Source organism: Paenibacillus sp. P32E (genome assembly GCF_001909085.1).
In the GTDB taxonomy this organism is placed as follows: Bacteria; Bacillota; Bacilli; order Paenibacillales; family Paenibacillaceae; genus Paenibacillus_AQ; species Paenibacillus_AQ helianthi.
In genome coordinates this window covers 1-21,511 of the sequence record NZ_LVYY01000019.1, presented here as the reverse complement: position 1 = coordinate 21,511, position 21,511 = coordinate 1, and the positions used below count along the sequence as shown (strand labels likewise).

Here is a 21,511-nt window from a genome sequence, read left to right as displayed (position 1 = left end):
TGGTGTTTTCCGTTTATGGTAGAATCATACTACACTGAGATTTAAAGAACCGGACAAAAATTGCTGGGTTATCATTCAACAAGTTCAACTTGCAAAGGAGCAAATATGGAACTTCATCTCCTGGAAACGATCAATCATACAACGGAATTTATCGAGGATCATCTACTCGAAGAGCTAAGCCTGGACCGTATCTCAGAGCAGGTGAACATCTCCAAATTCCATTTACTCCGCATCTGGAAAGGGGCCACGGCAACCGGCCTGATGGAATATGTGCGCAGAAGGCGGATCGCCTTGTCGCTGGGAGATCTGATCCATGAACGGAACAGCATCGAGTTCATCTCCTCCAAATACTCCTTCGGTTGTGAACGCACCTATTCCAGAGTCTTCAAGGAGGAATTCAACATCAGCCCGGCCAAATGGCGGCGAAGTCCTTCTCCACTGCAGATCATGGACAGGTTCAATGCCGATTTTCTGCACCGGGCAGGAGAAGGTCTTGTCTACTTCCATTCCACAAGCGTGTTGCCCCCCTTTTCCATTGCAGGACTGGAATATCAGGTGGATGTGAACGACAATATGGCAAATCAGACGGCCAACCGGCTGGGTGTCGCCTTCTTCTATAAGGACCGTCCAAGAATCATTAATCCAGTCAACAAAGATACTTATATCGGGTATACCACCGTTCCGGAGCCGTTCCAGGGCTATACCTGGTACCAGCCCTCTGTCGAAGTGAATCAGAGCAGCATCATTCCGCCGGATATGTCACTCAAGCATGTTGCACCCCACAGATACGGTGTGTTCACTTATATGGGCCCTCATCGGCCTGAGGAGATCAATTCGAAGTCCTTAAGCCTCATCTGGAAGCACATCTTTGACACCTGGATGCCCACCATACAATTCGATCTGGAAGAGAAATCCAGCTTCGAGCTCATCAATTACGCCAGATGTAATAAGAAGTATTGTGAATGTAATTTGTATTATCCGATTTCGAAGATATGAACACAGCCGCGGAGCTGCTAGAGCGCAGCCTTCACAATGCGGTGATAATAACCCACAGTAAGCACAGCGAACACGAAGTAGATCAGCGTGTAGGCCATCATGGCAACCGCGGCCGGGAAGGTGAGATCGGACAGACTGAGCGCAGAAGCCGCTTTCACAGCGAAGATGGAATGCAGCAGTCCGACCACCAGTGGCAATGCAAATGATCAGCCCGAATTTGCGGAGCGACTCCTTATAATAAGCATCGAAATCCGGACTGAACTCTTCTTCGCTGATATATTTCGCATAGAGCGCAGATGCCGCAGCACGCTGCTTCAGACCTACCACTTGATACAGACCGATTTCCCTGCTACGTCTTTTTAGAAAAAGGCTGTTGGCGTAGACCATGAATATAACCACGATCGTAATCACCAGTACTCCAGCCGCAATGAATACGGAAGAAAACTGAACATCTGCGGAGGACGCCGCCATGACCATTGAGTCATTTTGTAGGGAAGCAAACACGAAATATAGGCCTGTACTGAAAATAAGTGCAAAGTAATACAGGTAATAGTATTTAATATTTTTGCGCATACCTCGGATCAGGAGCTCAAACAGTGTCAACATGATCCCCCCCGAGCACAGCCTGGACATTCAATTTCTCCTTGAAGAACGTTTGCCGCGTCTTATTGCCGCGATACAATTCGGAATACAGGATGCCATCCTTCAAAAACACGACCCGGCTGCAATAGCTGGAGGCTACAGGATCATGAGTCACCATCATGACCGTAGTGCTGCGCTGCAGGTTAATAGTTTCGATCATTCCCAACAGAGTTGAGGCTGCCTTGGAATCAAGTGCGCCTGTCGGCTCATCCGCAAATACAATGGACGGCCGGTGGATCAGCGCCCGTGCCGCTGACGTACGCTGACGCTGACCGCCGGAAATTTCATGCGGATATTGGTGGGCAATCTCACCGATACCAAGCTGAGCGGCAATTTCCTGATATTCTGCCTCCACCGCTGTCTTCTTTATCCTTCCGAGTGAGACGGGCAGCAGGATATTCTCTTTGACAGTCAAGGTATCCAGCAAATTGTAATCCTGAAAGATGAAGCCCTACGGCCATTCACTGGGTGAAAAACCATACACCGGGATAGGACTGCCCGATTCGTCGTAAGAAGGGACAAGCCTCCGGGTCAAATCCTTAGTCATGCCAAAGCTGCTTGAGTTCATGCCGAGCGGGCCAAACAGATGCTTTTGCATATAGCTCCCGAAAGGTTCTCCGCTTACCTGCTGGACAATATAACCTTGCAGCCGCGAAGCGAAATTATCATACATATAGGCCGTTCCCGGTTTGCGGATCACTGGGGGAAACACGTCGAAGATGCTTTCTTTTAAGGATACCGGCTGCTGGGAGGGGTTGGTCAAATAGCTGGCATCCGAAGGTTCACGTACTTCAAATCCTGTGGTATGCGTTAACAGATTCTCTATCGTTACAGGGGTATCGAATGGATTCGTCACCTTGTAGCCGTCCAGGTATTTTTCAATATTGTCCTGAAGGGAGAGTTTCCCCTGATCGACAAGCTGCATAATGGCCGCAGCCGTGAATACTTTGGAGACGGAGCCGATCCGAAATGTATCCTTCATCCCCGCTTCCTCCGGCTTCAAGGCTGGAGCTGAAATCCCGTAGTTTTTGGACAAAAGCACTTTACTGCCCTGAACAACGGATACCGCAGCATTCCCGGCTTTTCCCTTAACTGCATCCTGGGCAAAAAAAGCGTCGAGAAATGCCTTTACTTCCTTCGCATCCTGAGGTCCGCCGGTATAATCCCCCTTGGAATTCCTGCCGGATAACGCATTCTGCTGGACGGAGGCCGGCGAGTCAGGTTGAGATTGCTGCGTCGCAGCCCCTGCTTCCCCGGTAAAACTCAGCATCAGCACAGCGGTTAGGCAGCAGCACGTACGGTATATTCGTTTCCTATTCTGGTTCAAACCTGATCCTCTCCTTGCTTCTCTCAAATTTGGGGTTAACCCAATCAGAACGAACAAGCCGTTCCAACACACTAATTGTATGGCCCGGAACCCATACTGTCGTGCGATTTAGATGATAAGCATGAGCGGGATCGTGACATTGTTGTCACTTTGGAATACGAGTTGGGTGATTATGTATTAACTCGGGTCATCTATTTAGTCCGTCCGGTTATTCACTGCGGTTTTCTTATAAAGATTCTCAAACGGGGACTCTGTGCATAGCACCCCCAGCTCATAACCGTTTTCCCCTTGCTCCCGCATGTTCTCTGCAAATTTGGCGACCGTATTCAGGACTCTTGTGCTCTGCACCGGATAATCGCCCACAGAGCTTTCTGCTGACAGCATCACAGCATCAGTCCCGTCGATTACTGCCTGAGAGACATCGGTTACCTCTGCACGTGTTGGAACCGGATGTTCGACCATGGATTGCAGCATTTGGGTAGCAGTGATTACATAGGTCTTTGATTGCTTGCACTCGCGAAGAATGGCTTTCTGAATGAAGGGGATTCGCTCAAAAGGCAGCTCAACGCCAAGATCTCCGCGTGCAATCATGATACCGTCAGACGCCTCCATGATGGATGAGAAATTCTGTATCGCTTGAACGGTTTCGATTTTGGAAACAAGGCCCGGCTGGCTATATTTCCCCAGTCCAGCAACATACGCCCGGATTTCCTCCAGATGCGACGCTTCCCGGATAAAAGAACAAGCGATCCAATCCACATGATGCTCCAGCAGGAACTCAAGATCCTGTTTGTCTTTTACAGTTATGGCCGGCAAGCGGATTTTCGTTCCCGGAAGGTTGACGCCTTTATGGCTGCCGATCATTCCACCAACGATAACCTTTGTAGTAACCCTTCCCGGATGCTTATCCGTCACCTCAAGCTTCACTTCACCGTCATTGATCAAGATGGAAGCACCTTGTACAATATCTTCCATCACGACAGGATGATCGAGCGCTGCCCGCGCTTGCCCTCCCGGTTCATCTGACTGATCAAGGATAAACGTGTGGCCCTCCTCCAATCGAACGGGCTCCCCCTTCACGCTCATCAGACGGATTTTCGGTCCCTGCAGGTCACCCATAATCCGCACGGACTGGCCCGATTCGGCGGCGGCGGCTCTCAATACTTCAATAACCCGTCCATGCTCTTCATGGCTCCCGTGTGACATATTCAGCCGTGCGATGGTCATACCGCTCAGGAGTAATTCCTTGAGAACAGCGGGGGAAGAACTTGCCGGGCCTATCGTGCAGATCAAATCAATACTCAATTGAATTCAACTCCCATATCATATTGGCATTCATACCTCATTCTCTAGTTTGCATTGTTCGTTTATTCTAACTAAACTATACATGATTGCACACCACTGCCATTCACTTTACGAAGGAAAGGGGACACATTCATGAATACGAAACAATTGGACCGGATTCACACAGGAAAGGGTTTTATTGCGGCTTTGGATCAAAGCGGAGGAAGTACTCCAAAAGCTCTGCTGCAATATGGCATTCAGGAAGACCGCTATTCCAATGAAGAAGAGATGTTTGCATTGGTGCACGAGATGAGAACACGTATTATCAAGAGCCCTGCATTTGATTCCAAGTACATTTTGGGAGCTATTCTTTTTGAGAATACGATGGATCGTTTCATTGACGGGCAAGCCACTGCCGATTATCTTTGGGATCAGAAAGGCATTGTGCCTTTTTTGAAAATCGACCAGGGCCTGGCCGAGCCTGAAAACGGGGTTCAGCTCATGAAACCCATTCCCGGCCTGGATGACCTTCTGAAGCGCGCTGTCCAGAAACATATCTTTGGAACCAAGATGCGCTCACTGATTAAGGAAGCGAACCCGGCCGGCATACAAAAAGTTGTAGAGCAGCAGTTTGCCGTCGCCCGCCAAATCGCCAGTGTTGGCCTGGTGCCGATTATCGAACCGGAAGTGGATATCCATAGTAAGGATAAACAACAAGCGGAGAAGCTTTTAAAACAAGCGATCTCTACCCAACTAGCCGCTCTGGATAAAGACGTGAAGGTTATGCTTAAACTTTCCATACCGACAGAGGACAATTTCTACAGTGATTTCATTGAAGATCCGCATGTGGTACGGGTCGTTGCATTGTCAGGCGGCTATACTCAATCGGAGGCCAATGACAAGCTGGCCCGTAACCATGGACTGATTGCCAGCTTCTCCCGGGCATTATCACAAGGGCTCAGCGATCAGCAAACCGACGAAGAGTTTAGCACCATGCTCGCACAATCCACCCAGGCCATCTACGAAGCATCTATTACTTAAGGGAGAAATAGGAAGACCCCTGAGCTTTTTTCAGCTCAGGGGTCGTTTTTAAGCTTGACGCCGTTGTAAACCTTGTGGTCTGAATTAGCCCAGCTTAGCGATAACTGCTTGGGTGACCGCTACGGTTGACTGCGGATTTTGACCCGTAATCAGGTTGCCATCCACCTCGTAATGAGAAGTCCAATTCGGCGCAGCCACATAGATAGCACCTAGATCACGCAGCTTGCTTTCGAGCAGGAACGGCAGATGCTTATCGAGCGTCGTATCCGCCTCCTCACGATCTGTAAAAGCATTTACACGTTTACCGGCCACAAGTGGTTGACCAGAAGACAAAGTTGCTCCAACCAGCCCTGCTGGCCCATGACATACGGCAGCTACAATCTTGTCTGCTTCATAGAAATCACGCAGCAATTTCTGAAGGGCCTGATTCTCAGGCAGATCGTACATCGTTCCGTGACCACCCGGTAAGAAAATAGCATTAAAGCCCTCGGCGGATACTTCATCAAGCTTTGTTGTGTTCTCCAGATATTTTTCGGCATCCAAAATTTCCTTGGGTGTATTCTCATCCACACTGCCAGGATCGACTGGTGCTTTTCCTCCAAGCGGGCTTGCCACTAAAATCTCATACCCTTGGTTAGTAAATCCCATATAGGCTTCGGCAAATTCGGACAACCAAATACCAGTCGGTTTGCCTGCATGAATTTCCGTATGATTAGTTACGACGATCAACACTTTTTTTGCCATTATAATTGCCTCCAATACACTATTTTTCTGCCTCCTTCATTCTAATTCCGTTAATAGTATAAAACAAATTATGAAATAGTAGATTATACATAAATATATTTATAGGTCGAATAAATACTAGCCGTGCTCTCTACTCACTTTCACGTATGATTGTCATCATCTCATGAATCTGTGGCAGTTGTTTATCTTTTAGTTTATAGGCGAAAAACAACTCATTGTTCACTCTTAATTCCGGAAAAAGAACTTTCATTTTCTCTTCATCCAGATTTCTTAACAGATAGGTTGGAAGCACACTAAGACCCATTCCATTCTCGACAGCCTTTAGAATCATATGCAGATTAGGAATGATATGGATCGGCCTGATTACAGGGCGTTTCTTAAAGTGCTCTCTCCAAATCCTTCTGATTATAGGTAAATCAAGCCCATAGCTAATCCAGTTTTGCGATGAGAGCCAACCTTCACTATGCTCCAGACTATCTATATCCGGTATCTTGTAATGCATAGGGGCAACAATAACAAATTCTTCATCCATAAAAGATTGATACTCAATACCTGGGGTAGGAACTTTTTGCGAAGTTACAATGAGGTCTAATTTATCTTCCTTCAGCAGCTCCAGCAGTTGATCAGCGGTTCCCAAATTTGAAATGACCGAACTATTGGATTTATGCAGCTGAGGAAGTACTTTTTCAGTATAAAATTCATGTGCCGTCCCTAATTTAATAAAGGTGAGCGTAGGTAAGGAAGCCATTTTAAAATTCATCGTGGTCTCCTCGAGCGATTCGATAAGCGGAGCCAGCTGTGAATATAACTGCTTCCCCCGTTCCGTTGGAACTATTTTCCTCGAAGTTCTATTGAATAACACTTCACCCACCTCAGCTTCCAAGGAGGCCAAGTGCTGGCTCATTGCCGGTTGCGTCATCATCCGCACTTTTGCTGCTTCGGACACAGAGTTGTACTTATAAATCATGCAAAAGCTCCTGTACCACTCAAAATCAATCATTTCTTATAGCTCCTTTGCTTCAAGCAATCTATATCGTTGACGGATTGTATTTGACCCGGGTCTTGGATATAAAAATAAACTCCAGTATTCTTACCGTCAACATACAATTTTACAAACCAGCCAAATCAACTTATGATTGAACCTATGTTCAAGAGATCAACATCCTTATACGAATCTGGTTGAAATGAAGGGGGAATATAAATCTATGAAATTGAGCCTGAATTGGATTACGCTTAGGGTACGCGATCTGGAAGCTTCCCTTGATTTCTATCACAGGATTCTGGGGCTTCCGGTTGAACGCAGGTTTGAGAGCAGAGGAAGACAAATTGTCATGTTAGGTACAGGAGAGGGACAGCCGAAGATCGAGCTGATTCAGGGGGATGAGACAGTTCTGAAGCCCGAGTGCGGTGTCTCTGTTGGTTTCGAGGTGGCGTCGCTGGATGAGGCAATCGATCATTTGACGAGCCAGGGCATCCCGTTAGCACGCGGACCGATCATGCCTAACCCTTACCTAAGGTTCTTGTATGTTCTTGATCCGGACGGCTTCGAGGTACAACTAGCGGAGCACATCTAGAGCAGCGGCCCTTTACTTATTGATTTCCATTGCACTCAAAAAGAAAAAGACTGCCTTCACCATGAAGTGCGGTCTTTTTCCAAGTAAGCGATATAAAAACACTACGCCTTGCTATCGTTTTTTTCAAGCGGTTTAGCACTACTCATTGTGTTAACTCTCAAATAAGGCTTCGAACCGTTTCTGCATTTCTTCCGGGTTTACGACTTCAATAGTAGTGTAGATCATCCAATAATGTCCGAACGGATCCTTTACACTTCCCGCTCGATCACCATAGAATTGATCTGTCATCGGATTAACAATAATCGCTCCAGCCGCAACCGCCTGTTGAAACACCGTATCCGCATCGTCGACCTGCAGTTGGATACCCACCGTTGTGTTCCCCATAGTTTCCGGACCGAGAATGCCATATTCAGGATATTCCCCTGCAAGGGATATTTTAGCACCGCCGATTGTAATTTCAGCATGAGCCACTTTACCTCCCGGCTCCGTCAAGCGATAATGCTCCACTGCACCAAAAGCTTCCTTATAGAATCCAATCGCCTCAGCAGTATTCTTAATCCATAGGAATGGAGTTGCTGTATTCATTATTGACACCTTCCTTTTCTCTAAATATGTAACTAATCCATCTCAATGAATATCCTAACGGACCTCCCCATATGCGTATAGTAAAAAATTGAACCTTTATTTAATGATTGACCGACCTTCCCCTATTAGCTAAGTATCCCAACATGATTATGATGCCTGTCTTGTCTTGAGAAATAATCTGTTGGATTGAGGCTGGAGAACGCTTGAAAATCTTTAATAAAATGCATCTGATCATAATATCCGCAAGCCATAGCGACATCTAGCCAATTGACGTTCTTAGCCTGGTCTATTTGGTTTAATACCTCCTGAAAACGGCGAAGACGACAGAAGAGCTTAGGAGTCAACCCCACTTCTTCTTTAAAAATCTGAATAAATCTCCTATGGCTTATACCAATTTGTCCAATCACATCCGAGAGGGGTCTTTTTAAAGGCAAGCTCAGAAATTCGTTAAGCGCAAAGTGAACTGCCGGATGCTGTATCAGAGGTTGTGAAGCCAGCTTAATAAGGCTTTTCTCCAACTGCTGGAACTTATCATCCACCGTTTTGGTTAACAGTAACTTCTCATGCATAACATGGGCTTGTACTCCCCACAATGCATCCAGGGATACATGAATATTATGTACTTCATCCACTGGCATTTTAAGAAATGGATAAACACCGCCTGGTTTGAAGTGTACTCCCAAAACTGTAGACTTCACAGAAGTATCAATGATGAAAGACTTCGAATGCGGCCCACAAATAACAGAGCTGCCATATGCCCTCACCAGGCCTTTATTTTCCCGGTCTAATAGGTTAATCTTCCCCCCACTCAAGTTGAACACAAGTTCAATCGAACCATCCGGCAGCGTAAGTTCCTGCGAATACGGTGAGGTATAGCCTTCGAAATACCAAAAAAAATCCACAAAACCTGACAAAGGAGCTTGTGGAATATAAGTGCGTAACAGCATGGCGTTTACCTGACAGGAGCTATGGACATTAATCCATGTAGCCGCTCCACCCTCTCTTTGGCTGCATTCTCTCATAGATCTAATATAACCTTTTCCTTCCATTTCAAAAAGCATTTCAACGAAGTAAATCTCCCCGATAAAATCATGAATTCCTATACGTTATCACCTATAGGATGAATAATCCCCCGGGCAAGTTTGGTTATAAAACAAACTCTCTGTTGTAACATCCATTCCTTGGAAATATACTTAACGTAGTTATTTTGAGAGCGCTTTAGTTAGAGCGGTCCACTTCGCATACGTAAAAATAGATAAGGAGGCATATATCATATGCTATTTACACCAGGGGTTACCGACTGCTCACCGGCAGAGGCAGGTTACGACACTTCAAGAATTGAGGTTTTGAATGCCCATTTCCAGACCCTGATCGATCAAAAAAAGATCCAGGCCGCATCTTACTGCGTCTCCAGGTATGGAAAGACATTTATGCACGGGGCTATGGGACCGCTCTCTTTCCGGGAAGATAGGGCGGATCCGCTTTTACCAACAACCGTTCATAATATCGCGTCCATTACTAAAGCCATTACCTCAGTTGCTATCGCCAAGCTTGTGGAGGACGGTATTCTTCGGTTTGACATCCCGGTTGGCGCCATACTTGAACCGTTGAATGTGGCCCCGTTTGATAAAATCGATATCTATAGCCTTCTGACCCATACCTCGGGCCTGTTTCCCGACTGTGCAGGGAGCATCCCCTATCATAAGTCTTATTGGCAGCTCATTGAAGAGTATTTCGAAAAATATACCCCTGAGGACGGTGATCCCGACTGGATCACAGCCGCGCTGAGCTGCGGGGTCAATAAAAAATTAGGCGAAGAATGGCAATATTGCTCCTTCGGCTTCTGCCTGCTCGGAGAAATTATTAAAAAAGTGACCGGTGTAACCGCTGAGCAGTACATAGAAGAGCAAATCCTGAAGCCTCTGGGTATGAAGGACACGGTTTGGGAACTGACGCCCGAATTGGCCAAACGCGCTATTATAAGAAATGAAAGACATGAAAAGCGGCTGAACGATCGAATCAACGGTAATCAGCCTGAAGACTCGCAAATGGAACAGCTGTGGGATACGGTTTCCAAAACCGGGGGAGGCCTGGCCTCTACACCCGCTGACCTCATCCGGTTCGCCAACATGCTCCTGGGCATGGGAACCCTGGGCGATACCCGTATTGTCGGCCGCAAAGCAGTCGAAAAAATCACAACCCGCACCCTGCACGGGGTTCCCGATTACTGCTGGGGTAACGATGTCAAAGACCGGAGCTACGGCATTGGTCTCGATATGAGAAGAGGCCCTGCCTTCCTCTACTCAGAGACCAGCTATTTCCATGAAGGTGCGGGAGCCTGCTGCATGGTCATTGACCCTACAGAACAGCTCGCTGCCGTATGGTTTGTGCCTTTTGTCGGTGATAATTGGTACGCGGAAGGCTTGTTCAATGTAACCAATATCATTTGGTCAGGACTGATCTAATGAACAGCTTGAAGCACAATTGGCTGATTTGCCGGACGGTAGCGGGCGTGACCTACAAAGAGTGGAGTGCGTACCGCACTCATTCTATGGTGTCCGTTATCGTCGGCCCTGTATATTTTATGGTGCAATATTTCATCTGGACGGCGGTATATGGAGATCATTCTTCGCTCGGCGGCATGGCACTCCCCGAGATGATCCGCTACTTTGGGGCTACTGCGCTTATCGGTTACCTGATCATGGATTTTGCCGACTGGAACTTATCCATGCTTGTCCGCACCGGTAAATTTCTCACCTTTCATTTGCGCCCGATTCATCACCGTTCGTTCGCATTATTTCAGAAACTCGGCCATCGGTCTTTAGGCTTCCTGTTTGAATTTTTGCCGTGCCTTCTGATCTTTATTTTTATTTTTGGAGTAGATATGCGTCCGGCAAGCCTTCCATGGACTTTTCTGTCGGTGCTGCTTGCCTTTCTAATGAATTTTTATGTGAACTACATGATTGGCCTGACTTCATTTTGGCTTGTACAGTCGAGCGGAATACGAAGCGCGTTTATGCTGGTGTCGGGTATTTTTTCGGGTGCGCTTATTCCGCTTGATTTCTTTCCGCACTCGCTGCAGGTGATCCAGTTCTTCCTGCCGTTTCAGTACATGGCTTACCTGCCGGCTATGGTGTTCACCGGCCATTATTCTCTTGGAGGCCTTGAGCTATCCATACAGCAAGCTGTAGGCATGCAGGCCATAGCAGTGCTTATTACGTTCGGATTGAACGAGCTCGTTCGCCGCCAGGCTATGAAGCAGTTTACCGCTGTCGGTGCGTGAATGACCCCATGAAAGGACAGTTCTTACCATGAAACGCTATCTGGATGTTTACAAGCAGTGTATGTATTCAGCTGCGCAATCCGCTGTGGCCTATCGCATGAATTTTATCGTCAGCAGCCTGATCACACTAGTCGGCAACATACTGTTTCCGCTGGTGACCCTGCTTATTTACCGGGCGGGAACCAGCTTTCCCGGCTGGAGCTTGTATGAGGTGTTGCTAATCCAATCTGTATTCACCATGTCCAGCGGGCTTTCAAGTGTTATTTTTGGCGGCGTTCTATGGACTACCATGTCGCATGTCCGTGAGGGAAGCTTCGAGGTTATTCTTCTTAAGCCGCTAAATCCGCTGTTTTATATTGTTGCGACTACATTTTCTACCGACAGTATCGGCTTGTTACTGGGCGGGATATCTCTATTTATATTCTCTGCTGCGCATGCAGGCGCTATTTCGGCCTTGTACTGGCTGCAGTTCGCCGGATTATTCATCGCAGGGACAGCTGTCCTGGCAGGATTATCCCTAATGATGGCCGCTATGTCCTTCAAATGGGTAGGCAATTCGAGAATCTCCGAGCTTGCCGACAGTGTGCTGCACATTGGAAAATATCCATTGCCCATTTTCCCGAAGGCTGTGCAGGCGGTAGCCTCGATGATCATTCCGGTGGGGATGATAGGCTTCTTCCCTGCCTCTGCTCTTCTTGGACGGGCGCAGGCCAGCGATTTCGCGGCTATTCTGCCGTGCTTCTTATTCCTGGCGGCGGGAGTATGGATTTATCGGCATATGATCAGATTGTACGAGGGGGTAGGCGGATGATGCCGGTTATTGATGTGAAGCATTTAACCAAAACTTATAAAACCTACAAGCGTGGCGCAGGTATGGGACAGACCTTCAAGAGCTTCTTCCAGCGCGAAGAAGTCATGGTCCACGCGGTCAACGATATCAGCTTTGCTATTGAGCAGGGAGAAATTTGCGGCATTCTGGGACCCAACGGGGCAGGGAAATCAACGGCAATCAAAATGCTCTGCGGAGCACTGTATCCTACAAGCGGGGAAATTCAGGTGCTGGGTTATTCGCCTGCCCGGGACAGAAAGCGCTATGTCGGCAAAATTGGAGCCGTATTCGGTCAGAAATCCCAGCTTATCTGGGATATTCCCCCTATCGACAGCTTTAACATGAACAGAGCAATCTACGGGATCGCCACTCCGGATTTTAAAAGCCGTCTGGAAGAGCTAACGGAGCTGCTGGATATTGCCCATGTGATCGAAAAGCCCACTCGAGTGCTGTCTCTTGGCGAACGCATGAAATGCGAATTCGTCATGGCTATGCTGCACCAGCCGGATATTTTGTTCCTCGATGAGCCTACCATCGGGCTGGATGTGATTGCCAAGGTCAAAATCCGCGAATTCGTTCACCAGATGAACAAAAAGCAGAATATGACATGTATCCTGACCACTCATGATCTTGAGGATGTGGAGGAGCTCGCGCACCGGGTCATTGTCATTAACCACGGGGAAAAGGTATTTGATGATTCACTTCAGCAACTCAAGCTTTTTTTGGGGGAGAAGAAACGAGTCAGTTTTACTTTTGCAGAGTCCGTACAGGATACCGTCTTCGACAATGCCTATACCAGGGTAATCGATAGGCCTTCCGGCTTTCAGATTACGCTTGAAGTGGATACGGCCTATATTTCAATCAGCGATTTCCTAGAAGATATCTCCCGGAAGCACCGGTTCTCCGATATTTCGGTCAAGGAACTGCCGATCCAGCAGGTGGTTATGAATATTTATGAGAATGCAGGGGGTTATTAGCCATGAGTGTTATATTTAAAAAAGTGAGCGACTTTAGCCGGGGAATACTCTTTGAATTATTGACAGATGCGTACTCATTGGATCGCAGATATGAACAACGCTATTCTTCTGATTGGCAGGATTTTGATAATTTTTTCTTTGACCATTTAGAAATTGCAGATACATATGGGCTTATCACAACATTAAATGATGAAGCGATTGGCTTTGTTTCATGGGACCCGAGAAATATGCCTCAGTATGCGGAAATTGGTCATAATTGCATTGCGTCAAAACACAAAGGCAAGGGTTATGGTAACATGCAGCTTCAAGAAGCGGTCAATAGAATTCTCCAACATGATGTGAGAAAAATTATTTTATTCACGAATGATGACCTAATCCCAGCTCAACGAATGTATGAGCGTGTCGGATTCGTAAAAGATCAAAAAAGAGAGAATCAGAATGTTGCAAATATTATGGGTGAACGCATAGATTATGTATATTTTGTAAAGTGAGTATAGTGTTTGTCATTACTAAATTACAAATCCTCTCTCCCAAGATTCCCCATATTCTGCTATGCTAATATAATCACATAGAAGAAGCAGGAGGCGGAATTCTGAATGGATGCATTTCAATATGAGCTTACTTCAGAGACGAATATCAATCTGAAATATGAGTATGGAGGCGAATACTTCACGTTCAGCCTGTATCGGGATGACAGAGGATGGGTTCTTCACCCCTTTGACGGTATCCTCCTGAGGAATCAGGCGATGTGTGCTCTTGTCGCACAAGAGTTGTTCAAGCACAAGCCTTTTCAGGTCATGCTGGCGAAAGAAGGTATTCTCTTCACTGATATACGTTCCACGGTTAACCTTGATAATGTGAACACTCCGATTGCCGCACGCAATGAGCGGGAGCCTTACGATAACGATAACGCTAACCCGGCTGATGACCTGATGGAATTTGTTCAGCAGCATTCGGTTGAAGAGGTCATTGATTACGAATGTAGCCTTATCGGAAGCCGCATCTCCTTTTATAGAGAAATCCTGCAGCGGATGTTCATGGACAATTTGGGTCCCTCGGATCCTGAATTCCAAAAGGTACAGGATATTGTCCGTATTTACGAACAGTCCTTGGATATGTTATCCAGTCTGAATGGTCCGAATCTCGACGCCGGAAGACGCGGCAGATAATAGCCTCTCCAGGTTTTGTCCAGGTTCTACTAATCTTTTGAAAGGCTGGTTCTAATGACATTTGAGCTAATAAAGGGACAAAAATGCAACTTAACAAAAGACGATCCACTCCTTACCCGTATTATAGTAGGAATGGGCTGGCACAATACAAGATCTGAGGTTGAGGTTGATTTTTCTGTGTTTTTGCTTACGCCGTCCCAGACTGTCTCTAAAGATGAGGACCTTATTTATTATGGTAATCCTTCTACTCCGAACCAATCCGTAGCTATATTGCCGTCCGATCAAAGAGTCTGCTCGGGGTTAGCCGATAACACACAGATCGCTGTCGAGCTCAGTCAAATCCCTACAGACTACGAACGGATTGCATTTGCCCTAACGATATATGAAGGTGAGAAACGGCTGCAAAACTTCTCGCTATTGGGCGATGTGTATTTACGGATCGTCAACGCTGCTGATGGAATGGAACTTTTGCGCTACAGGCTTGGTAAAACCTTTTCGGTAGAGACCGCTATTGTCGTAGGAGAAATCTATAGATATCATAATGAATGGAAGTTCAGCGCTGTGGGTTCCGGATATGCAGGAGGCTTAGCTGCCTTATGTAAAAGTTATGGGATACAGGTCAACAACATCCTCCCGTCAGTTCAACCCGCCAGCCCAGTAATTCAATCGCAGCAGTCCCCCCTCTCTCTCCCAGAGCTGCGGTCACGGCCTAAGACGGCGGGCCATTTGCCCCCCTCTTCACCAGCATCACCTTCAGCCGCTCCTTTAAATCTCAATACCATCCTGCTTAAGAAACGCGGGGAGGTGATCAATCTCCAGAAAGGGACTGAATCCCTGGGCGAGATCCTGATCAATCTCAACTGGTATCAAAAAAAATCATCGGGATGGTTCGGAAGTAAAGGAATCGACCTTGACCTTGGTTGTCTGTTTGAATTAAAAAATGGCATTAAGGGCTCTGTCCAAGCACTCGGTGAATCCTTCGGAAGCTTGAACAGGCCGCCTTACATCTCCCTGGACGGGGATGACCGCACCGGATCCATAGCCACGGGCGAGAATCTGCGGATCAATGGCCATTATCTTTCCGAAATCAGCAGAATTGTGATCTTTGCTTTTATCTATGAAGGCATCACGAACTGGTCTGAGGCTGACGCCATTGTAACCATCAAGCAGCAAGGCGGACCGGAAATCGAGGTCCGGCTGGATGAGCATAACAATCATAAGGGGATGTGTGCCATCGCTATGATCCGTAATCAGAAGGATGAGACCTTCAGCGTGGAGAGACTCGTAGAATATTTCGCCGGGCACCAGGAATTGGATCAGTATTATAACTGGAATCTGAGATGGGAAGCCGGCAGCAAATAGCGATTCTTTTTATTTTAAATTGAATTCATTAAAAATGTTCGCGTTACAAGACGTAGGTTGTGAAGCACACGCCGCTCTTATACAATGCATGCCTGAATAATACTTCAGGAGGTATTGTTTTGGGGCGGTTTTTTTGTGGGATACCTTAAATTTGGGTTTATGAATTAAGAAGGAGTTCGGTATGTCGCGATTTGAGCAGCAGTACGGAGAATGGTTAAGAAGCAATCTCGAGAATGAGAGCAACCACAGGCGCAGAGAATTACTTGGCAAAGGCTTAGGTCACGGAACAGTTGAGTTCCTCCGCACGGTATGGTTCGCATGGGGTTGGGGTTGGCGGTGTCAGTTCCATTATTGAGCGTCCTCATTGGACGGTAGCAATTGCCGGTAGCAGTTGGCGGCAACAGTGGGCGGTAGCCGTATTAGTTGCCGTTGACGATTGTCGTTGACGGTTGCAGGTCTGTAATCTCCCCACTCCACTCCATTCACTGCATAACCATCCCGCTTCCCGAAACTGCAAAATAACGGCATCTCTGCCGATGGACTCTCAGGGGCTCGAACCCTGGACAAATAGCTTAAGAGTCTACTGCTCTACCATCTGAGCTAAGAGTCCATGTGATTCAGCACCCTCGTTCAATAGGGTATCGCAGTCGCACGGGAGCTTCTGGATAAAATCATCGGCGTAGGAAAAACAAAAGATCCGTTGCCAAATCTGGACGGACCTTTTGTTACTATTTGGACATCGTTTTATTTGAACCGCTGGGCTTGCCTTGAGGGCATGATGGTTAGTTCCGGAATACTGACATGCTCAGGCTGCTCCAATGCATAGAGTGCCGCCTCTGCAACATCATCGGGATGTAACGGCAGGACTTTCGAAGCAAACGCGCGTATTTCATCCTCGGAATACCCGGCCACCTGAGAAAATTCGGTTGCCACCGCCCCGGGCTGAATCGTCGTAACGCGAATCCCCTGATCGATTGTCTCCAAACGTAATGCAGACGCTATGGCGTTAACGCCGTATTTGGTAGCGCTGTATGGACCTCCTCCGGCAATCACTTCCTTGCCGGCAATGGAGGAGATGATGATGACATCTCCCTTGCCCTGACCCAGCATTGGCGGAAGCCCGTAGTGCAGCGTCAACATTAGACCGTGTACATTCGTCCTGTACAGCTCCTCCCATCTTTCCAGATCCACTTCTACCAAAGGACTTCGATACCCGAATCCGGCATTGGCAACTATAATATCAAGACGGCCCCAGCGATTAATCGTTTCATTGACCACATGCTGTACTTCTTCAGCCTTTTGAATATCAGCAGGTACCGCCATAACCTCGTACAATCCCTCTTTTTGCAATTCCTGTACCAGCTCATCCAATCGATCCCGTCGACGTGCCACTACAGTCACATGGGCGCCGTGCTTTACCAGTTTTCTGGCGATCGATGCCCCGATTCCGCTGCTAGCGCCTGTCACCAAGGCCACTTTGCCGGACAGACTCTCCTTCTCATTCCAAGATAGCTCCAAATCATCCAGATTCATTTCGCACCCTCCCAGATTCCAACCTTATTTTGTTAAAAGCACACGATGAACGCCCTTGCTGCCTCCGGGTGCCGTTCCTATATATAAATATCCATTATGGCTTGTAGCCGTAGTTACGCCATACAGTTTGCCTTCCTGATCATGCTAGCTTCCGATAAACTCTCCCTGCGGACTGAACTCCGCAGCAAGCCCATGCTTCGCCGGTGAGCTTGCGCCTCCAATGTCATTTTTGAGAGACTTTAGATTTGGACTACGATTTTACCAAAATATTGCTTTCCTTCAGCCAAGAGCGCGAGCGCTTCTCCTATTCGATTTAGAGGGAATACACGGTCGATGACGGGATGTAAACGATGATGGGCAATCGCTCGATTCATCTTTTCAAAGTGATCCCGGTTGCCGACTTGACTGCCGCGAACCGTTGCGGCTTTATGCAAGATACTGGAGACATCGTATTCCGCAATGGTCAAGCCCGATAAGAACCCGACCATACTCACGGTCCCACCTGTTCGAAGTGCATTTATGGATTTCCCCATCGTTGCCGCTCCTCCAACATCCAGAACATGGTCGACGCCGCCAGTCAACTCTAACGCTGCCTTATCCCAATCAGGAACCTCCGAATAGTTGATCGTTTGCCATGCGCCAAGAGCTTTTGCTCGTTCCAGCTTGTCGTTGCTGCTCGACGTGATGATGACTCGTGCTCCGGCCATAAGCGAGAATTGTAGCCCGAAGATGGAGACACCGCCTGTTCCTTGCAGCAGCACAGTATCACCCGCTTGCAAACCACCGTATTCGATTAGCATGCTCCATGCGGTTAATGCCGCGATCGGCAGGGTGGAGGCCTCCTCATAAGTGAGGTGATCGGGAATAGGGACGACTCCGTCTTCATGTAGCACGACATACTCGGCCGCTACTCCATTCAACGGACCTCCCAGACTTTCTTCTAACACCCCTGGTCTTGGGTTGCCGCCAATGAAGCGCTGTTGAAAATTACCTGCTACTCGTTGTCCGACCTGAAATCTGGTTACTCCTGGGCCAATGGCTACAATTTCTCCCGCTCCGTCTGATAATGGAATGAAGGGAAATTTGACTTCGATCGGCATTAATCCGCCGAGGACCACTAGATCCCGATAATTGAGAGAAGCTGCCCTCATGCGGATCAGCACCTCCTTAGGACCTGGCGTTGGTTTGTCGAGTTCCGTCATGGTTAATTCCTCAAAGCCGAAGCCGTTTGTCAGTTGTACAGCTTTCATCGTATTGTCCTCCCTGCAAGATAAGATTACTATGTTGCAATATAGAAACACCGTTACCGTTGCTCGAAAGTAATTTTCGATTCTCATGAAAGTTAAGTACCGCGCATTTACGGTAACGATGTTTCCTATCGGTATCATTGTACCCACCTGATTTTAGAAAGTCAATATGATCTTTGAGCCTCCATCGTTTTATAGACTAGTGAAGGACAACTGTATACAATTCCTGCTAAGATGCCTCCTCCAATACGAACACACGAAGTTGAAAACCTACCAAGAAGCTCGCATGCAAAATACTGAAAATCTCCACAAGCTCGTTGTTGATGCTGCGGCAACCAATAATGAATTGCTCGACAAAATTCAATTACAGCTTGTTTGTCAATAAAGAAGGCTTGGCACAGCAGTTGTATCTGGACGGTTGCAAGCTCCTCACTAACGAATTCGAGAGAACGCCGTAAGCTGCTGATCCAGCACAGCATATGCTGAATTTTCAATTGCGTTTGACAGTCTCGTTCAATCAGCGATTGGAACACCGGTCCGTTCGCGGAGCGTCCACACCAAGCGCTTACGTCAATCCTGTTAAAAAAAGAGGATATTCCAACCAGCCATTCATGGCTTTAGGAAATCCCCCATTACTTTTAATAATCGGTGCTAATTGTTATATCATGGTAGGTCGAAAATGTTTTTTGCATTCCCGTTAACTTTTCCATTGCCCGCTGATAGGCATCACTCCCTAAAAGAATTCGCAAAGGAACATCACCACGATTCACCAGATCATATATTACCTTGGCAGCTTTGTTAGGGTCTCCCGGCTGGTGTCCAGATAATTTTCTAAGGCTTTTGATATTTTCACCTGCCGTTGCTTGATATGCTTCTATAATATTTACATTTTCAGTTGCAGATCTGCTTGCAAAATCCGTGTTAAAATCCCCTGGTTCTACCAAGGAAATATTAATTCCTAGAGGCTTAACTTCTTGACTTAAACTTTCGGAAAAGCCTTCTAAAGCGAACTTAGTGGCATGATAGTATCCGAAACCTGCAAATGCACGTAAACCGCCTAGAGAAGATATATTTAAAATAGTTCCGCTCTTTTGCTCTCTCATAATTGGTAGCACATGATCTATCATGTGCTTGACTCCCCAGAAATTAACAGCAAACATATTTTCAATTTGCTGATCATCAGCATTTTCAACAGGTGAGAAGTAGGCATAACCTGCGTTATTAACAAGAACATCAATTCCGCCAAACTTTTGCTTGGTTGCTTCAACAACACTTTTAATGTGCTGACTGTTTGTGACGTCTAACGGTAAAACCAAAAGATTGTCATTCTCCAGTGCGCCAGGCAGGTAATGTTCTATGTCTAGCGGATTACGCGATGTTGCTACTACTTTGCACTTTTTAGCTATTAGCTCTAAAACTATGGCTTTCCCTAGTCCAGTCGAAGCTCCCGTAACAAACCATACCTTATTTTCCACCAATCATTATCCTTTCTCTATCAAGCATTTATAAGTTATGATAAATATACAACCTGAGAGTTACTCTCAGTCAAGAGAAAGGAGCATATCATGTACACCATTAATGAGGTAGCAAATTTCACAGGGTTATCTCCCCATACGGTAAGGTTCTATGCTAAAAAAGAGCTATTTCCAAATATAATCAGAAATCATCAGAATGTACGTCTTTTTTCCTCAAAGGACGTGGAATATGTTGAAATCGTCAAAGCACTGCGCATGACAGGTATGTCGCTTGAGAATATCAAACAATACATCGATTTATGCGAACAGGGATCAGATACCGTGGAAGAACGCTATAACATCATAAGAGATCAACAAGTATTGGCAGAAGATTACCTTCAAGAAGTCACACAGCAAATAATGTTGCTACGAAAAAAAGTTAATTATTATCAACAAGCTATTAAGGAGGGTGAAGAAAATATAATTTGGAATCCTCACATATGAAAGTTGAAAGACACAAGTGGTATGAAAAATGGATTGTCTCAACTGTTCATGAAACAAACGTTTTGTGAAATAATGAACGTTCTATTCTAAGAAGAAGTAGACCAGTGGTTTTAAACAGATCTGTGTTCCCCACTTCTGCTTCATCCTCCCGCTTCCCGAAAAAGCAAAAAAACGGCATTTCTGCCGTTTCTTTAGGATGGACTCTCAGGGGCTCGAACCCCTGACCTCATCGCTCTGAGCATAGAGATGGTTAATGTTGTTGTAAGCTTTTTATTAAGAATCCTAAATGAATATGCTATTCAACGGCTGTCGTTCGATTTAATTAATGTTTGGTGAATAAGCATGAAGATCCCCACAGATGGAATAAGCATTTTTAAATTCAATGAGCTACCAAAAGGTCCGGAAATGAAACGAGTCTGTAAAATATATTGTGTGAACTCTCAGCCCCACTAGAATGGAAGTTAGAGAGCAAGGTTGGGATGAACACATGAATCTCGGAAAAAAATTACGGAAAGTAATTCATTTTCACTTGATTATTTACTAATTTCCCCAATTATGATCAAATCAAAAAAACGGAATCAAAATATGAATTATCCATTTTCATTCATAAAAAGCATAATAACTCATTATAGACCTCTGCTTCCTCATACACTAGAAGCTTGAGTCTCTCTCTTATATTTGTAATAATGCTCTTATTATTAGTATTATTATATTTTAATACTAAATTCCTAATTATAAGGGCATCATTCTCAATTTTATTCAATTTATCTAACAAGATTTTATCAAAATCATAATTTTTATTATTAATGAGGAATTCCACTCTGAAATTCATATTTCTCTTGTGCTCCCATATTAAATGAAACAGCCGAATATCGATGTTATTCTGTAAACTTTCTACCTTTTCAAGAAAAAGATCTAAACTAGAGTAAACTGCTAGTCCATATATATGATCATTTGTAT

General features: G+C 46.1%; 22 protein-coding genes, 1 tRNA gene and 2 pseudogenes. 12 read left to right on the top strand and 13 right to left on the bottom strand.

Annotated elements, in window-relative coordinates:
• Nucleotides 1-105: 105 nt before the first annotated feature.
• Nucleotides 106-996 (top strand): helix-turn-helix domain-containing protein, encoded by an 891-nt coding sequence (locus A3848_RS18260; RefSeq protein WP_074086340.1) that lies wholly within the window; start codon nucleotides 106-108, stop codon nucleotides 994-996.
• 17 nt (nucleotides 997-1,013) lie between these two features.
• Here A3848_RS18260 and A3848_RS18255 read toward each other — a convergent pair whose 3' ends face one another.
• The 4 genes and pseudogenes from A3848_RS18255 to pyk form a co-directional block, all read right to left on the bottom strand.
• Nucleotides 1,014-1,193, bottom strand: coding sequence for a hypothetical protein (locus tag A3848_RS18255; protein WP_074086339.1), 180 nt, complete (start codon nucleotides 1,191-1,193; stop codon nucleotides 1,014-1,016).
• Nucleotides 1,194-1,585: 392 nt separating this feature from the next.
• Nucleotides 1,586-2,089, bottom strand: a pseudogene (locus A3848_RS18250) (ABC transporter ATP-binding protein); the annotation flags it as partial.
• On the bottom strand, nucleotides 2,090-2,965 hold the full coding sequence (locus A3848_RS18245) for a serine hydrolase domain-containing protein (protein ID WP_143192424.1): 876 nt from the start codon (nucleotides 2,963-2,965) through the stop codon (nucleotides 2,090-2,092). It abuts the pseudogene before it with no gap.
• A gap of 195 nt (nucleotides 2,966-3,160) precedes the next feature.
• A complete protein-coding gene (gene pyk / locus A3848_RS18240; protein ID WP_074086337.1) occupies nucleotides 3,161-4,270 on the bottom strand; it encodes a pyruvate kinase in 1,110 nt (369 codons plus the stop codon).
• Nucleotides 4,271-4,402: 132 nt separating this feature from the next.
• Here pyk and A3848_RS18235 point away from each other — a divergent pair, with 132 nt between their 5' ends.
• Nucleotides 4,403-5,290 (top strand): fructose bisphosphate aldolase, encoded by an 888-nt coding sequence (locus A3848_RS18235; protein ID WP_074086336.1) that lies wholly within the window; start codon nucleotides 4,403-4,405, stop codon nucleotides 5,288-5,290.
• Nucleotides 5,291-5,374: 84 nt separating this feature from the next.
• Here the strand turns inward: A3848_RS18235 and A3848_RS18230 are convergent, their stop codons facing one another.
• Both A3848_RS18230 and A3848_RS18225 read right to left on the bottom strand, forming a co-directional pair.
• Nucleotides 5,375-6,034 carry a type 1 glutamine amidotransferase domain-containing protein gene (locus tag A3848_RS18230; protein WP_074086335.1) on the bottom strand — a complete coding sequence of 220 codons (660 nt, stop codon included), beginning with the start codon at nucleotides 6,032-6,034 and terminating at the stop codon, nucleotides 5,375-5,377.
• A gap of 130 nt (nucleotides 6,035-6,164) precedes the next feature.
• Nucleotides 6,165-7,034 carry a LysR family transcriptional regulator gene (locus A3848_RS18225; RefSeq protein WP_074086334.1) on the bottom strand — a complete coding sequence of 290 codons (870 nt, stop codon included), beginning with the start codon at nucleotides 7,032-7,034 and terminating at the stop codon, nucleotides 6,165-6,167.
• 205 nt (nucleotides 7,035-7,239) lie between these two features.
• On the opposite strand from A3848_RS18225, the gene A3848_RS18220 reads away from it, so the two are divergent.
• On the top strand, nucleotides 7,240-7,608 hold the full coding sequence (locus A3848_RS18220; protein WP_074086333.1) for a VOC family protein: 369 nt from the start codon (nucleotides 7,240-7,242) through the stop codon (nucleotides 7,606-7,608).
• 150 nt (nucleotides 7,609-7,758) lie between these two features.
• On the opposite strand, the gene A3848_RS18215 is transcribed toward A3848_RS18220, so the two are convergent.
• Both A3848_RS18215 and A3848_RS18210 read right to left on the bottom strand, forming a co-directional pair.
• Nucleotides 7,759-8,193, bottom strand: coding sequence for a VOC family protein (locus A3848_RS18215; protein WP_178382034.1), 435 nt, complete (start codon nucleotides 8,191-8,193; stop codon nucleotides 7,759-7,761).
• A gap of 125 nt (nucleotides 8,194-8,318) precedes the next feature.
• Entirely contained in the window at nucleotides 8,319-9,242 is a 924-nt protein-coding gene (locus tag A3848_RS18210; RefSeq protein WP_178382033.1) for a helix-turn-helix domain-containing protein, read from the bottom strand.
• A 225-nt stretch (nucleotides 9,243-9,467) separates the two neighbouring features.
• On the opposite strand from A3848_RS18210, the gene A3848_RS18205 reads away from it, so the two are divergent.
• The 8 genes and pseudogenes from A3848_RS18205 to A3848_RS33025 form a co-directional block, all read left to right on the top strand.
• Nucleotides 9,468-10,658, top strand: a complete 1,191-nt coding sequence (locus A3848_RS18205; RefSeq protein ID WP_074086331.1) for a serine hydrolase domain-containing protein — start codon at nucleotides 9,468-9,470, stop codon at nucleotides 10,656-10,658.
• On the top strand, nucleotides 10,658-11,476 hold the full coding sequence (locus A3848_RS18200) for an ABC transporter permease (protein WP_074086330.1): 819 nt from the start codon (nucleotides 10,658-10,660) through the stop codon (nucleotides 11,474-11,476). Before A3848_RS18205 ends, A3848_RS18200 begins: the two co-directional genes overlap by 1 nt.
• Before the next feature lie 28 nt (nucleotides 11,477-11,504).
• The gene (locus A3848_RS18195; protein ID WP_074086329.1) at nucleotides 11,505-12,287 is read left to right on the top strand and encodes an ABC transporter permease; all 783 of its coding nucleotides are present in this window, start codon (nucleotides 11,505-11,507) and stop codon (nucleotides 12,285-12,287) included.
• The gene (locus tag A3848_RS18190; RefSeq protein WP_074086328.1) at nucleotides 12,284-13,282 is read left to right on the top strand and encodes an ABC transporter ATP-binding protein; all 999 of its coding nucleotides are present in this window, start codon (nucleotides 12,284-12,286) and stop codon (nucleotides 13,280-13,282) included. The genes A3848_RS18195 and A3848_RS18190 overlap by 4 nt, the downstream gene beginning before the upstream one ends.
• A gap of 2 nt (nucleotides 13,283-13,284) precedes the next feature.
• The gene (locus tag A3848_RS18185) at nucleotides 13,285-13,773 is read left to right on the top strand and encodes a GNAT family N-acetyltransferase (RefSeq protein WP_074086327.1); all 489 of its coding nucleotides are present in this window, start codon (nucleotides 13,285-13,287) and stop codon (nucleotides 13,771-13,773) included.
• Nucleotides 13,774-13,878: 105 nt separating this feature from the next.
• Nucleotides 13,879-14,451 carry a hypothetical protein gene (locus A3848_RS18180; protein WP_074086326.1) on the top strand — a complete coding sequence of 191 codons (573 nt, stop codon included), beginning with the start codon at nucleotides 13,879-13,881 and terminating at the stop codon, nucleotides 14,449-14,451.
• 54 nt (nucleotides 14,452-14,505) lie between these two features.
• Nucleotides 14,506-15,813, top strand: coding sequence for a TerD family protein (locus A3848_RS18175; protein ID WP_074086325.1), 1,308 nt, complete (start codon nucleotides 14,506-14,508; stop codon nucleotides 15,811-15,813).
• A gap of 181 nt (nucleotides 15,814-15,994) precedes the next feature.
• Nucleotides 15,995-16,129, top strand: a pseudogene (locus tag A3848_RS33025) (transcriptional regulator); the annotation flags it as partial.
• Between the two features lie 221 nt (nucleotides 16,130-16,350).
• Here A3848_RS33025 and A3848_RS18165 read toward each other — a convergent pair.
• From A3848_RS18165 to A3848_RS18140, 4 genes are all read right to left on the bottom strand, one after another.
• Nucleotides 16,351-16,423 (bottom strand) — tRNA-Lys (locus A3848_RS18165).
• 134 nt (nucleotides 16,424-16,557) lie between these two features.
• Nucleotides 16,558-17,346 (bottom strand): SDR family oxidoreductase, encoded by a 789-nt coding sequence (locus A3848_RS18160; RefSeq protein ID WP_074086324.1) that lies wholly within the window; start codon nucleotides 17,344-17,346, stop codon nucleotides 16,558-16,560.
• A gap of 239 nt (nucleotides 17,347-17,585) precedes the next feature.
• Entirely contained in the window at nucleotides 17,586-18,596 is a 1,011-nt protein-coding gene (locus A3848_RS18150) for a zinc-dependent alcohol dehydrogenase family protein (RefSeq protein WP_074086323.1), read from the bottom strand.
• A gap of 635 nt (nucleotides 18,597-19,231) precedes the next feature.
• Nucleotides 19,232-20,068 carry an oxidoreductase gene (locus A3848_RS18140; protein WP_083612218.1) on the bottom strand — a complete coding sequence of 279 codons (837 nt, stop codon included), beginning with the start codon at nucleotides 20,066-20,068 and terminating at the stop codon, nucleotides 19,232-19,234.
• Nucleotides 20,069-20,158: 90 nt separating this feature from the next.
• Between A3848_RS18140 and A3848_RS18135 the strand changes: the two genes are divergently transcribed.
• Nucleotides 20,159-20,551, top strand: coding sequence for a MerR family transcriptional regulator (locus tag A3848_RS18135; RefSeq protein ID WP_074086320.1), 393 nt, complete (start codon nucleotides 20,159-20,161; stop codon nucleotides 20,549-20,551).
• A 604-nt stretch (nucleotides 20,552-21,155) separates the two neighbouring features.
• Here A3848_RS18135 and A3848_RS32680 read toward each other — a convergent pair.
• On the bottom strand, nucleotides 21,156-21,511 hold a 356-nt coding region (locus tag A3848_RS32680), incomplete at its 5' end, for a hypothetical protein (protein ID WP_218619006.1).

Bases quoted from the DNA above. Each gene is read 5' to 3' on its own strand.
- A3848_RS18225 (WP_074086334.1), bottom strand. From the start codon at position 7,034: ATGATTGATTTTGAGTGGTACAGGAGCTTTTGCATGATTTATAAGTAC.
- A3848_RS18190 (WP_074086328.1), top strand. From the start codon at position 12,284: ATGATGCCGGTTATTGATGTGAAGCATTTAACCAAAACTTATAAAACC.
- A3848_RS18160 (WP_074086324.1), bottom strand. From the start codon at position 17,346: ATGAATCTGGATGATTTGGAGCTATCTTGGAATGAGAAGGAGAGTCTG.
- A3848_RS18195 (WP_074086329.1), top strand. From the start codon at position 11,505: ATGAAACGCTATCTGGATGTTTACAAGCAGTGTATGTATTCAGCTGCG.
- A3848_RS18215 (WP_178382034.1), bottom strand. From the start codon at position 8,193: ATGAATACAGCAACTCCATTCCTATGGATTAAGAATACTGCTGAGGCG.
- A3848_RS18220 (WP_074086333.1), top strand. From the start codon at position 7,240: ATGAAATTGAGCCTGAATTGGATTACGCTTAGGGTACGCGATCTGGAA.
- A3848_RS18230 (WP_074086335.1), bottom strand. From the start codon at position 6,034: ATGGCAAAAAAAGTGTTGATCGTCGTAACTAATCATACGGAAATTCAT.
- A3848_RS18210 (WP_178382033.1), bottom strand. From the start codon at position 9,242: ATGGAAGGAAAAGGTTATATTAGATCTATGAGAGAATGCAGCCAAAGA.
- A3848_RS18175 (WP_074086325.1), top strand. From the start codon at position 14,506: ATGACATTTGAGCTAATAAAGGGACAAAAATGCAACTTAACAAAAGAC.
- A3848_RS18135 (WP_074086320.1), top strand. From the start codon at position 20,159: ATGTACACCATTAATGAGGTAGCAAATTTCACAGGGTTATCTCCCCAT.
- A3848_RS18150 (WP_074086323.1), bottom strand. From the start codon at position 18,596: ATGAAAGCTGTACAACTGACAAACGGCTTCGGCTTTGAGGAATTAACC.
- A3848_RS18205 (WP_074086331.1), top strand. From the start codon at position 9,468: ATGCTATTTACACCAGGGGTTACCGACTGCTCACCGGCAGAGGCAGGT.
- A3848_RS18180 (WP_074086326.1), top strand. From the start codon at position 13,879: ATGGATGCATTTCAATATGAGCTTACTTCAGAGACGAATATCAATCTG.
- A3848_RS18185 (WP_074086327.1), top strand. From the start codon at position 13,285: ATGAGTGTTATATTTAAAAAAGTGAGCGACTTTAGCCGGGGAATACTC.
- A3848_RS18260 (WP_074086340.1), top strand. From the start codon at position 106: ATGGAACTTCATCTCCTGGAAACGATCAATCATACAACGGAATTTATC.
- A3848_RS18235 (WP_074086336.1), top strand. From the start codon at position 4,403: ATGAATACGAAACAATTGGACCGGATTCACACAGGAAAGGGTTTTATT.
- A3848_RS18200 (WP_074086330.1), top strand. From the start codon at position 10,658: ATGAACAGCTTGAAGCACAATTGGCTGATTTGCCGGACGGTAGCGGGC.